Here is a 12143-nt window from a genome sequence, read left to right as displayed (position 1 = left end):
TGGATGATTTTCAGATTAGTAATAATGGTAAAAGAATAGACCTTATGCAGTTACCGTCAGTAGTCAGCACCCGGGATAAAGACAGAGACGAGATTGATCTGCTCGGTTTATTAGGCACATTGATTGACCATAAATGGTTAATAGGTGCCATCACCGGGGCGTTCATGGTGACCGGTGCCGCGTATTCGATTTTATCGCCGCCCGTGTATCTGGCGAACGCCCTGGTCCAGGTCGAGCCGAAAAAGAACGACATGCTGGGGTTCTCGGATATCAGCAGCATGCTCGGTGGACAATCACCGGCGGCTACCGAGATCGGCATTATCAAGTCTCGTGCGGTTATCGGTAAAACGGTCGATGATCTGCATCTTGATATTGTGATTACGCCCAACACCTTTCCCGTTATCGGCGGCTTTCTTGCTCGGCGCTATAAAAGCAGCCCTGCGGAAAGTGTCTCGCCACCGCGCTTTGGCATGAACAGTTATGCCTGGGGCGGCGAGCGCCTTTATATCGAACAGCTCGATCTGCCGGCTGAACTGTTGGGCAAGAAATTGATGTTGGTCGCCGAAGAGCGCAATCGATTCAAGCTCTACGATGACAACGGCGGTTTGTTGGCCGAAGGTGCCACAGGCGAAGCCATCGCACAGGAGGGTGTCGAAGTCCTTATCGCGAGCATGGCCGCGAATCCGGGCACTCAATTCGAAGTCGTGCGCAATCCACGCATTGTCACCATTCAGAATTACCAGGACGCCCTCGATGTATCCGAGCAAGGTAAAGAGTCGGGCATTATAAGTCTGGCCCTGGCCAGCACCGACTACGCCTTGGCGGTGAAGATTCTCAACAAGATCTCAAGGCTTTATGTGCAGCAGAATGTGCAACGCACCTCTGCCGAGGCGGCCCAGAGCCTTGAGTTCCTGCAGGCGCAACTCCCGCAAGTCAAAGAAGATCTGGTCAAGGCCAGCAACGCGCTGAACAGCTATCAGACCCACGGAAATACGGTCAACATCTCCCTCGAAACCAAGTCTGTGCTGGAACAGATGGTGGTGCTGGATACGCGCATCTCGGATCTCAAACTCCAGCAAGCCGACATGGACCGAAAGTTCACCCGGGAGCATCCGGCCTACCGCGCATTGATGGCGCAGATGGGGGATTTGAACAAACAGCGACAAGGGTTGGAAAAGAAAGTCCAAGGACTTCCGGCGACACAGCAGGAGCTGTTAAACCTGACCCGTGATGTGGAAGTGGCGACACAGATTTATACCCAGTTGCTGAACAAATCCCAGGAGCTGGACATTGTCAGGGCCGGGGCGGTCGGCAATGCGCGGCTGATTGATACGGCGGACGTCGACATCACCACCCCGGTCAAACCGCGCAAAGCCCTGATCGTATTGATTGCGACGTTGCTGGGTGGCTTTGTCGGTGTAGCGCTGGTGTTAGTGCGTAAATCGCTGAGCAGAGGACTCGAAGGGCCGGAAGCCATCGAGCAACTGGGGCTGCCGGTTTATGCCTCCATTCCTTACAGCACCCTGCAACAAGAAGAAGATACTAAAAAAGTCAGACAGGGCGACGGAGCCAACAGCCAGTCTTTCCTATTGGCCCTGCGTAACCCCACGGACCTGTCCATCGAATCGATCCGCAGCTTGCGGACCTGTCTGCATTTTGCAGGGCTGGATGCCACCAACAACCGGATCATGATCTCCGGTCCGAGTCCCCAGGTAGGCAAGACGTTTGTCTCTTCCAACTTGGCCGCGGTCATCGCTCAAAGTGGGCAGACGGTCGTACTGATCGATGCCGATATGCGCAAAGGTCATCTGCACAAGACCTTGGCGACACCGATCAGCAATGGCTTGTCCGATCTGTTGACCAAGCGCTGCAGCATCGAGCAAGCGATCAATAAACTCGAAGTCGATAACCTGCATTTCATCAGTCGGGGACAAGTACCGCCCAACCCGTCCGAACTGTTGATGCATGCCAACTTCAGAGAACTCCTCGCTGAACTGAGTGAACTCTACGACGTGGTAATCATCGACACGCCACCTCTTCTGGCCGTGACAGATGCGGCCATCGTTGGACGTGAAGCCGCCATTAATCTGATCGTGACGCGCTTCGGCGTCAATCCGGCCAAAGAGATCGAATTGACGATTCGTCGGTTTGCTCAAAACGGCATCGAATTGAAAGGCGCGATTTTCAACGGTGTCGAGAAGCGAGCGTCCAGCTATTACGGTAATGGCAGTTATGGCTATTACAACTACGAGTACGCCTCTGACAAGTCGTAAATGCGGGTTCTATTTGCCAGGTCATGGACTGAGAGTGGGCTCACCATTCTCCGGTCCCTGTCGCCTTGCGACTACGATAATGGAGTTGGGTGAACTGTGAAAAAAATACTACATGTGGCGGAAACGATTAAAGGTGGCGTTGCGACGGTCATCCGGACGATATCAACCCCTCCCAAGGGCGACGCCCAGCAGTATGAACTGGTGTATTTGATTCCGTTCGACCAGAAGAAAGAACTGCATGGCATTGATGAAAAAGACATCAGGACCTTCTCCCGAAACAAGAGAGATGTCGTCTCCCTGCTGCGCTTTGCCTGGCAACTCATTCGAGTGATCTTCAAGGAAAAACCGGATGTCGTGCACTTGCACAGCACGTTTTCCGGGGTCATTGGCCGATGTGTGTGTTTAATCTTGCGGCCTTGGCGGTCTCCGAAAATCATCTACTGCCCGCATGCGTTTTCGTTCTTGATGGAAAGTTCTCCCGCCAAACAGAAAGTGTATTCTCTGATTGAGCGGCTTTTGCAAAAAGTCACGGATGTCATTATCTGTGTCAGCCAGTATGAACTGGATAAAGCGGCCTCGTTTGGTATCGACCGCCGCCGTATGAAACTGATCTACAACGGCATTCATTATAAAAACGATGAGAGCCTGTCCAGTCAGTGCACGGATATTCAACTTTTATTTGTGGGTCGACTGGACTATCAGAAGGGCTTTGATGTCTTGCTCAAGGCATTCACGGAAGTTGAGCGCACCGACTTGAAACTGACCGTGGTTGGCAGTGCGGTGAATGAGGAACCGGTAGAGTGCCCCGTCATTGACGCTGTTGAATACCTGCCTTGGGTGACCCCGGCCGAAGTCAATGCCCTCTATAAAACCGCCGATGCCCTGATTGTCCCCAGCCGCTGGGAAGGTTTTGCCATGGTTCCCCTTGAGGGCATGGCCATGGGCGTGCCCGTTATTGCCAGTGACTGCACTTCGCTCCCTGAACTGGTCACGCACAACGTCACGGGCTACATATTTTCGACGGGCGATCACCAGGCGCTCAGTAACATCTTAGTGAACATCAAGAAACAGAAGTTGCTGGAACTCGGCACCGAAAGCCGCAAGCGGGTGCGCGAACGGTTCAGCGCAACGCTGATGATCCAGAAAACCTATGACGTGTATTCCGCTCAAACTTATTAAGTAGATATCAAGATATGAACGTAACTATTTTGCATGGCTACAGTGCATCCAATTCCGGTGATGGCCTCCTGGTGGATTTGGCAATCGCCTTGGTGCTGCGAAACTTTGGTGCTGACACGTTAATCAATGTCGTTGCGTCAGACCCTCAATCATTTAGTTACCTTCCCTATAAGCGGTATGACGCGCCGGTCATGGCGGCTAAAGGATTGGGACGCGTGAAGGAAGCGGTTTTCCTTAAACAGTCTTACGCGCCACTCGCCGACCTCTTGAGCACCAGCGATCTGATCGTCGGGGTGGGCGGTGGGTACATGCGGTCAAAGAGCGCCTTTGAACACATCAAGCTGAAACTGGGCCATGCCAAACAGCTCGAAACGGCGATCTTGAGTAAGGTGCCGTCGGTTTACCTGCCGCAAAGTATCGGCCCGTTCCACGGCGAGAGCAGCGCGATCGTAAAACACTACGCCAGTGCCGATGCGGTGTTTGTCCGTGACAACAGGTCGTCGGCTATTTTCCAATCCAATGAAAATGTCTATCGAGCGCCAGACCTGGCGGTCCAGGCGTTGGCGAAAAAGATTCTGGTGCAACCCAAGTTCACCCGCTGTGCGTCATCGCCGGCCGTGGTCTGCGTGGTTTTACGCAAGCCGCCGGAATGGAGCAAAGAGAAAAAGATCGCCTACGTTGCCAACTTGAAGCTTCTTTTGAAGAGACTAAGGGCGAAAAGCAAAGTGGTCTGCGCTGTTCAAAGCGCCGTTCGTGGCAACGATGACGGGGCGTTCTATCGGGAACTTGGCATTACCGAGGATCTCTTGCCCTTGAAGGCGACCCTGTCCAAGTATCAGCCCGACCTGGTCATTTCCGTAAGGCTGCACGGAGCCATCGAGTCTCTGCTCGCCGGCGTGCCTGCGTTTCATATCAGCTATGAACGCAAAGGTTTTGGCGCCTATCAGGATATGGGCGTGGAAGATTGGGTGATCAACGGCGGGGACATCAATGTCGACACCATCATCGACACTGTTTACGCGCCGAATGCGTTGTCCAGATTCGGTAAAAAACTGACGGACACCTGCAAAGAAATCGAAGCCAAAACGGAGCTGATGGACACGATCATCAAAGGGATTGTTCGATGATATTTCGGCTGTTGCTACGCGGAGGTGCTTTAGGCGCAAAGTTCTTGCTGGTGTTGGCCATCACGCATTACCTGGGTTATGAGGCTTTGGGTTTCTACGGGGTGGTGGTGGCCGCTTCATTGATCGCTTCCAAGTTTTACAGCGTCGGGTTCAGTTCTGAAATCAACCGGCTGATCAGCGTGGGGGGCAGTTCGAAGCTTGTCGTTGATAAGGTACTGATTCTGTACCTGGCCGTTGGTTTGCTGTTATCGGTGGTCACGGTCGCGCTCTACTCACTGTTCAGTGATGTTGAGGCGAGTGCCGCGTTGATCGCGTGCGTCACGCTGTTGCTGCTCACCGAGCATCTGTCCTTCGAAATAAACTCGTTTGTCTTTTCCGCACAAAAGGCCAACTGGGGCGCGTTGTTGTTTTTCATCAAGACCGGCCTCTGGGCGCTCCTTGCCGTGGGCGGACTGATGACCGGCGTAGTGTCCACCATCGCCAGTGTGCTTTGGTTATGGGTGGCCACCAACCTGTTGGTCATCGTGGCCGGTTACTTCATTGTGGTTGACGTACATAAGGGCCGGGGCGTCAGTGCCGTCACCACGGTTTCGGTCTGGAGAGCAGGGTTGCCCTTTTATCTGGGAGGCGGGCTGATCGCATTAAGTCAGTACGCTGAACGTTTTTTGATTCTGGACATTGAACCGTATGCCAGCCTCGGCAAATACGTTTACTCCTGGTCTGCCGCCAACACGTTGCAAGCACTGTCCTACGCTGTTGTTGCAGTGGTGGGCATTCCCGTGCTCGCCAAGCGTTATAAAAATAGCCAGCAGGCGCTGACGGTCCGGCAATTGTTCGTTAATCAATGGGTGCTGCGCTCCCTGATGGTTTCCTGCGCGGTGGCTGTGCTGATTTATGCTTTCTTCAATATCTTGCTCGATTATGTGGACGCAGCAGTCCCGCGTCCGGATAACCGGATTTTAGCGATTCTGATTTTCTCTTTTGCCCTGCGCGCCGTCGGCGATATCGTCTGGGCGGTCTTATTGCCTCGAAGAACAGTCGGGTTTCGTTAGCCAGTGCAGCGATCTGTTTGGCGGTTTCACTGCCCGTCAGCTATGTGCTCATCAAGCACTATTCAATTTATGGCGCGGCGTGGGGCAATGTCTTTTCGATCACGGTGCAGTTGGCCGTCATTGCTTTGCTGACCAGGTTTGCCCGGTCAAAGGGGGCCTTGTAATGGCCATCTCGCTACCGTCCATAGAGTTTCGCGGAAGAAAACTCGATTCACCCATTTCATTCCTGATTCTGCTGTGTGGTCTTTTTCTGTCTATTGCGATGCCGCTGCTGATGCACCGCGATCCTGGCCCGGATGCCATGACCTTGTGGACGTCATACGTTCGTTCAGACAACTGCAATTTCTGGAATCCGTTTTCACCAGACCGGTCCTCTTACGAGTGCTCCGCTTACCTGCTGCGTCCCACCGGTATCAACCTGACCAATGCGTGGGCCTACGGGATGTTGTGCAACCTGTTTCTGACCTCTATCCCGATCTTCATCTTCAAAAGAATACCGATAACGATCTTTCTGACCTTGTGCCTGTGGGGAGTAGTCAGGTCGTTTTTTCTCGATAACCTGACCAAGGAAATCATTGTCTCGGTGGCGGTGATCGCCATTCTGTTTTTCTCCTTTTCGAAACGCTACCGCGCGGGCTTTTTCCTCTCTGCGCTGTTTTACGGTGTGCTGATCCGGCCCTACTGGATATTGTTTTCGCTGGTCTGGGTCGGTGTGTGCGTGATGAAGAAGCATGTATCGCGTTTCAGCTTTTTCGTGATGTTGTTCATGTTCTACCTGGTGATCGCGACGGCCATTCAGTTGCTGGTCGGCTATTCGGTTTCATCCATTCGCGCCAGTAACAATGAACAGCGGACTTTGGGTGAAGAAGGCTCGAAGTCATTGATCGTTTCATGGATTAACGGCGGAGATTTCGTGTCCCAGGCAGTGGACTCGATGAGCATTTTTTTCAGGCTGTCTTTCCCGGTGGAGTTGATCCTGCTCTCGGGCCTGGGGCAGATCATATTCGTCGTCCTGATGATGATGACCTCGTTGCTGATGTTCAAAATGATGACGTCGAGTCACTACAAGGGCTCGACCATCGAGCCGAAAGTCAAAGAGCTGATTGCGATCCCTCTGTCCTTTTTATTGGTGCAGGGGTTGTTCGAGCCTGACTTCGGCTCGTTTGCCCGACATTTCTCCATGGTGGTTCCGGTGCTGTTTCTGGGGCTGGGATTGCAGCTGCGCTCAAAGAAACCCGAGTCGGTTGAATCAAGCGTCCAGCGCTGAGGTTTGTGGTCTATGCAAAGCAAGAAAAAATCGTTGGAAATAGAAACGCTCAGAGGTCTGGCATGCCTGCTGCTGGTGCTCTATCACGTGATAGGTCCGCTGGGCGGCGGACTGAAAATCGACCTGGGGTCACCTTTTCGGGTGTTGGCGGATTCGATGGTGTACGTCAGGATGCCGCTGTTCACCTTCATATCGGGCTACATCTATTCGATATACAAGATCAGAGGCAATGACTTCTCCGCTTACTGCGTTGGCAAGGTGAGACGGTTGATCGTGCCGTTGTTTTTTGTCGGTATTCCATTTTCGGTGCTGCAGGTTGTAGGGCCTGGCGTTAACAAGGAGGTCGGGTTAATCGACGCCTTGTTGTCGTTCTACATACCGGTTAACCATTTCTGGTTTTTGCAGGCCGTCTTCATCATCTTTGTGTTTGTCGGTTTTCTGCAGTGGCGCGGTCTGTTGCAGACGGCGACGCGGCTGTATCTGCTGTTCTTGTTTTCGGCGCTGGTGTTCTTGTTGCCGCCTTTTCCGGTTGACGCGTTTGGCATCAATGGCGCGATCTATTTGCTGCCGTTTTTCGTGACAGGGATGATTTGCCACGAAAAGGTCAGTGCCTTGAAGCAATCGCTGAAAGTGATCGGGCCGGTCGTGTTCGTCTTGATATCGGCTGTGCTGCTGTATGTCGCCGCCGTGGATCGCGAACTCATTGTCGATCGTAGAAGCGTTGTCGGTTTGCTCGTTGGCTGTATGTCCTGTGTCGCGCTACTGTCGACTGACATGCGCTCTAAAGCTCTGATCTGGCTGGGTGGATATTCTTACGCCATTTTCCTTTTTCACGTGCTGTTTGCTGCCAGTTCGCGGTTTGCCTTGGGTCGTTTGGGCGTCACGGACGACAGCGTTCTGGTCGCAGGCGGCGTGCTGTGCGGATTGTTGGGCCCCGTGCTGTTGTCGAACATTTTCAGCCGCTTCACCCTGACTTCCGTTCTGTTCCTGGGCGAGCGAGTTACCCGCAAAAAGACTCCAGCGGTCGGGTTGAAGGTGCCTCAATCCTGAGTGCCCATTCAGCCGGCTTACTGATAGAGGAATGAGCCAGTGGTAGATGTCGATGATGTGCGCCCCGTTCCTGCTCAGGTTGTCGAAGTGAGAAGTTCACGCGATCGGCTTGCTGCAATGACCAAGGGTAAAGCGGGGGAGGTGCTGGCCATCTCGGTAATTGGCGACAGTTACAGCGCGGGGCAGGATTTTTATCTCAATGCCCTCACTCAGCACTTGGCGAAAGATTTTGGTTTCGCCGGGCCTGGTTATGTCGGGTTCAATCACGGTGCCGCGCTCGGCGGTACGAATTTCAAATACACCCGCAGCAGCAAGAAGTACTTCGGTGGAGATTGGGACGTTTCCAGTCTTGGCCAGGCGAGTCCGGACAGCCGCACCGTAACCGGGCAGGCGGGCGCTTTTCTTGAAGTGGATTCCAAAGAAACGGCATCCATCAATACAGCCATTACCGACGCCAAGTTGCTCTACCTGGGCAATGGAAAAACCAGTGAGATGCGCTATCGGTGGACACCTTCAGACACCTGGCAGCCTTTGACGTTGGCCGGTTCCGGGGTTCAGGAAGTGCAACTCAGTATCCCCGCCAATGCTGAATGGTCGTTAAAGCTCGAAGTTGTGAAAGGTGCGCCGACGTTGTTTGGTCTGTGGCTGGCCAATAATCAGGGCGGCGTCAGGGTCTCCAAACTCGCTGCTTCCGGTGGCGCCTCAGGTGACTTTTATAAAAACGACCGTCTATGGCAAACCCAATGGAAGGCCATCGTTTCCAAGATACCGGCGGACGTTTACCTGATCATGTTAGGCGGCAATGACCAGGGGTTTGGCGTCAAGCCCAACGACTATCTGGAGAACATGAAAGGGGTGGTGCGGATGATTCGCGAAGTTCATCCGGCGGCGAGCATCAACGTGATCTTGCGTCAGGACACAACGCGCTCCAGTGCGTATCCGATGTCGGAGTACGCCCAGGTGCTTGAGCCTTGGGCGCGTTCGGAGCACATCGTGTATTCGAGTTTGCAGTGCACGTTCGGTCCCGACTTCAAGCGCTACGCCAATGACGGGCCGACGCCCATGATCGGTCCGGACAAAATCCACCCTATCCCGGGTTCGGGCGGTCGGCTTATTGCCGATTACGTGTATCGCCTGATTGTCGGAGGGGGCGGTGAGTCGCCGGGCCAGTGTGGTTCCGCTTTGAAATAATCATTCACCGTTCAAAGCGTTCCAGATGGCTCAGCAGCTCTGCGGTTTTCACAGGCATCAAGTCAGGATCACATCGCGTTTCAATATTGATAACAATTGCCGGGTCGCTATAGCGCACGCGAACCCGGAATCGCCAATCATTGAAAATCACTTTAAGCCCGTCGCTTTCATCGATATCCAGGGCCTGGTGGGCGTACAGACTTTTCAGATGGTTCAAGAGTGCAAAAGGGTCCCTGGCCGGGCGATGGATATCGCCCGAAGAGGGGAACACCCCGATGCGCTCAACCAACAAGGCTGTGCCAAACCAGGCCGCCGAAGTGGAGGATAACGACGGGGTTTTTGACAGCCAGGCCATCACCCCGACGTTGCCCGCTTTCTGTTCGATGTCTACCGAGCGTTTTGCAGTGGTCATAGTGGCTTGCCTGGATGAGTGAGTGGGTCAAAGACCGTTGAGATACAGATGCTCATAGCAAAAGTTGGTGGCGTCGATATAGCCTTCTGCACCGCCACAATCAAAGCGCAGGCCTTCGAACTTGTAAGCCAGCACGCAGCCATTTTGAGCCTGCTTCATCAGTGCGTCGGTGATCTGGATTTCGCCACCCTTGCCCGGTTGGGTGTCGGCGATCAAATCAAAAATATCGGGGGTCAGAATGTAGCGGCCAATGATCGCCAGGTTGGACGGTGCGTCCTCGGGTGCCGGCTTCTCGACCATGCTGTTGACCCGGTAGATCCCTTCGGAAATCAACTCCCCAGCGATCACGCCATATTTATGAGTCTGATCTCGAGGCACTTCTTGAATGGCCACGATCGAGCAGCGGAATTTTTTGTAGAGCTGGATCATCTGCGCCAGTACGCCGTCACCTTGCAGGTTCAGGCACAGGTCATCCGCCAGCACCACGGCGAACGGTTCGTCACCGATCAAGGGGCGACCGCTGAGAATCGCGTGCCCCAGGCCTTTCATTTCGACCTGGCGGGTGTAGGCGAACGTGCAGGTTTCAATCAGCTCGCGGGTGCCGGCCAGAAATTTTTCCTTTTCGGTGCCGCGAATCTGGTGTTCCAGTTCATAGCTGATATCGAAATGGTCTTCCAGCGCACGCTTGCCCCGGCCGGTCACAATTGCCATGTGCTGCAGACCGGCGTCCCGTGCCTCTTCAACGGCGTACTGGATTAAAGGCTTGTTGACGATCGGCAGCATTTCCTTCGGCATGGCTTTAGTAGCAGGCAAGAAGCGCGTGCCATAACCGGCGGCGGGGAACAAGCATTTACGAATCATAGATATATCCTGGAAAGTCATTATTCACATCCGCGCAAAAACAATATCGAGTGTGGCTGTGAGTTTTGAAGTATTACTGAGGTTGTACTTTAATACCTGAGTGAGGCTTTATTGGCAATTATTAGCAGGCGTAGAGTGGGGCAAATGTTATTAGTTGTCTGGGCTGATGCCTTTTAGTTAATTTTAGTCGGTGTCTGTTAATAGTGTTGGTTGTTCTGAAGTGCTAATAAGTGTTTGGCGTCAATGGGTGATGTGCACATTTAACATTGCCTGTAATTGAGCACTTCAATACCCCACTATGGACCGCTCTATGAAGATTCTGGTAACGGGTGGAACCGGTTATATCGGTTCTCACACTACACTTGCGCTGCTTGAGGCGGGCTTCGATGTGGTTGTGCTGGACAACCTTTGCAATAGCTCTGACGCGTCCCTGCACGCCATTGAAGCCCTCTGCGGCAAGTCCGCATCGATGATTCGCGGGGATGTGTGCGACCGGGCATTGCTGGACCGGACTTTTCAGGAGCATTCCATTGATGCTGTCCTGCATTTTGCCGGGCTCAAGGCCGTAGGCGAGAGCGTGCGCAAGCCGCTTGAGTATTACGAGGCCAATGTTTGCGGGAGCATTACGCTGTGCCAGGCGATGTCGGCGGCGGGCGTGTTCCGGTTGGTGTTCAGTTCATCGGCCACGGTGTACGGCGCGCCTGAGCAGATGCCGATCCGGGAAGATTTCCCCACCGGCACGCCAACCAATCCTTACGGGCAATCCAAGCTGTTCATCGAAAACGTGCTGCAGGATCTGTGTGCGGCAGAGCCGCGCTGGAGTATCGCGCTGTTGCGTTACTTCAACCCGATCGGCGCTCATGCCAGTGGCCACATGGGGGAAGACCCCAGCGGGATTCCCAATAACCTGGTGCCTTACATCAGCCAGGTGGCCGTCGGCAGTCTCAAGGAGTTGTCGATATTTGGTGACGATTACCCCACCGTCGATGGCACCGGCGTGCGCGACTACATCCACGTGGTGGATCTGGCGGACGGGCACCTCAAGGCATTACAGACGATCTCGACGCGTACCGGAATCAATATCTGGAACCTGGGCACGGGCGATGGTTACAGCGTTCTGGAGGTAGTGCGGGCGTTCGAGCAGGCGTCGGGGCGTCCAGTGCCTTATCGCGTGATGCCACGACGCTCGGGCGACATCGCCGAGTGTTGGGCCGATCCTTCCAAAGCGGCGAAGGAGCTCGGCTGGAAGGCCACGCGAAATCTACAGGAGATGATGACAGACACCTGGCGTTGGCAATCGAATCATCCCAGGGGTTACGTCGAGTAGGGCTTGAAACAGGCCGTCAGCCCCTGGTTTTTCTGCTGAACTGTTATATCAGGACGCAATGTTAATTATGGTCGGGAAAATTGACTGGAAACACGTCCCGCAAGTCCGTAGATATAAAGAACACGCAGGAAGGAGTTTGATATGAAAAAGATGATGGTGATTGCCGTATTGTCCATGATGAGCAGCGGGGCTTTCGCAGTAGAAGTGCCTCTTTCGCTGGATACAAAAGTGCTGGGTGATGTAACGGCGGCACAAGCTGCATTGGCCAGCACTGCGATTGTTTCAGGCGCAGTGGCTGCCTCCAGCAGCGGCGGAAGTTCCAACGGCGGAACAACCGGAAGTACCGGGACTACAGGCACTACCGGTACCACCGGCACACACTGATAAATACCGCAGGTGTCATC

Annotated in this window: 10 protein-coding genes and 1 pseudogene; 9 read left to right on the top strand and 2 right to left on the bottom strand. The window is 53.8% G+C overall.

Annotated features, from left to right (window positions below):
• Window positions 1-44: 44 nt before the first annotated feature.
• The 7 genes and pseudogenes from HP062_RS10275 to HP062_RS10245 all read left to right on the top strand — a co-directional run bounded on the left by HP062_RS10275 (window position 45) and on the right by HP062_RS10245 (window position 9139).
• Window positions 45-2273: a polysaccharide biosynthesis tyrosine autokinase gene (locus HP062_RS10275; protein WP_172791374.1), complete on the top strand. Its 2229-nt coding sequence runs from the start codon at window positions 45-47 to the stop codon at window positions 2271-2273.
• A gap of 96 nt (window positions 2274-2369) precedes the next feature.
• Complete coding sequence (locus HP062_RS10270; protein WP_010456278.1) at window positions 2370-3452, top strand: glycosyltransferase; 1083 nt, start codon at window positions 2370-2372, stop codon at window positions 3450-3452.
• Window positions 3453-3466: 14 nt separating this feature from the next.
• Window positions 3467-4579, top strand: coding sequence for a polysaccharide pyruvyl transferase family protein (locus HP062_RS10265; RefSeq protein WP_042932696.1), 1113 nt, complete (start codon window positions 3467-3469; stop codon window positions 4577-4579).
• A pseudogene (locus HP062_RS10260) lies at window positions 4576-5795 on the top strand (polysaccharide biosynthesis C-terminal domain-containing protein). The gene HP062_RS10265 and the pseudogene HP062_RS10260 overlap by 4 nt, the downstream one beginning before the upstream one ends.
• Window positions 5795-6898, top strand: a complete 1104-nt coding sequence (locus HP062_RS10255; RefSeq protein ID WP_010456273.1) for a hypothetical protein — start codon at window positions 5795-5797, stop codon at window positions 6896-6898. Before HP062_RS10260 ends, HP062_RS10255 begins: the two are co-directional and overlap by 1 nt.
• Window positions 6899-6910: 12 nt before the next feature.
• Window positions 6911-7948, top strand: coding sequence for an acyltransferase family protein (locus HP062_RS10250; RefSeq protein ID WP_172791373.1), 1038 nt, complete (start codon window positions 6911-6913; stop codon window positions 7946-7948).
• A gap of 39 nt (window positions 7949-7987) precedes the next feature.
• Window positions 7988-9139, top strand: a complete 1152-nt coding sequence (locus HP062_RS10245; protein WP_172791372.1) for an SGNH/GDSL hydrolase family protein — start codon at window positions 7988-7990, stop codon at window positions 9137-9139.
• Between the two features lie 4 nt (window positions 9140-9143).
• On the opposite strand, the gene HP062_RS10240 is transcribed toward HP062_RS10245, so the two are convergent.
• Window positions 9144-9551, bottom strand: a complete 408-nt coding sequence (locus HP062_RS10240; RefSeq protein ID WP_172791371.1) for a mannose-1-phosphate guanylyltransferase — start codon at window positions 9549-9551, stop codon at window positions 9144-9146.
• 27 nt (window positions 9552-9578) lie between these two features.
• Window positions 9579-10412 carry a UTP--glucose-1-phosphate uridylyltransferase GalU gene (gene galU / locus HP062_RS10235; protein WP_010456264.1) on the bottom strand — a complete coding sequence of 278 codons (834 nt, stop codon included), beginning with the start codon at window positions 10410-10412 and terminating at the stop codon, window positions 9579-9581.
• A 310-nt stretch (window positions 10413-10722) separates the two neighbouring features.
• On the opposite strand from galU, the gene galE reads away from it, so the two are divergent.
• Together galE and HP062_RS10225 are read left to right on the top strand one after the other, a co-directional pair.
• Entirely contained in the window at window positions 10723-11739 is a 1017-nt protein-coding gene (galE, locus tag HP062_RS10230; RefSeq protein WP_172791370.1) for a UDP-glucose 4-epimerase GalE, read from the top strand.
• A gap of 141 nt (window positions 11740-11880) precedes the next feature.
• Window positions 11881-12123 (top strand): hypothetical protein, encoded by a 243-nt coding sequence (locus HP062_RS10225; protein ID WP_083376201.1) that lies wholly within the window; start codon window positions 11881-11883, stop codon window positions 12121-12123.
• Window positions 12124-12143: the final 20 nt, after the last annotated feature.

The organism is Pseudomonas sp. B14-6 (assembly GCF_013260315.1).
In the GTDB taxonomy this organism is placed as follows: domain Bacteria; phylum Pseudomonadota; class Gammaproteobacteria; order Pseudomonadales; family Pseudomonadaceae; genus Aquipseudomonas; species Aquipseudomonas mandelii.
The sequence above is the reverse complement of the archived record's forward strand: the minus strand, read 5'-3'. Positions and strand labels throughout refer to the sequence as shown.

Excerpts from the sequence above, each read along its gene's own strand:
- HP062_RS10275 (WP_172791374.1), top strand. The coding sequence starts at position 45 with ATGCAGTTACCGTCAGTAGTCAGCACCCGGGATAAAGACAGAGACGAG.
- HP062_RS10265 (WP_042932696.1), top strand. The coding sequence starts at position 3,467 with ATGAACGTAACTATTTTGCATGGCTACAGTGCATCCAATTCCGGTGAT.
- HP062_RS10255 (WP_010456273.1), top strand. The coding sequence starts at position 5,795 with ATGGCCATCTCGCTACCGTCCATAGAGTTTCGCGGAAGAAAACTCGAT.
- HP062_RS10250 (WP_172791373.1), top strand. The coding sequence starts at position 6,911 with ATGCAAAGCAAGAAAAAATCGTTGGAAATAGAAACGCTCAGAGGTCTG.
- HP062_RS10240 (WP_172791371.1), bottom strand. The coding sequence starts at position 9,551 with ATGACCACTGCAAAACGCTCGGTAGACATCGAACAGAAAGCGGGCAAC.
- galU (WP_010456264.1), bottom strand. The coding sequence starts at position 10,412 with ATGATTCGTAAATGCTTGTTCCCCGCCGCCGGTTATGGCACGCGCTTC.
- galE (WP_172791370.1), top strand. The coding sequence starts at position 10,723 with ATGAAGATTCTGGTAACGGGTGGAACCGGTTATATCGGTTCTCACACT.
- HP062_RS10225 (WP_083376201.1), top strand. The coding sequence starts at position 11,881 with ATGAAAAAGATGATGGTGATTGCCGTATTGTCCATGATGAGCAGCGGG.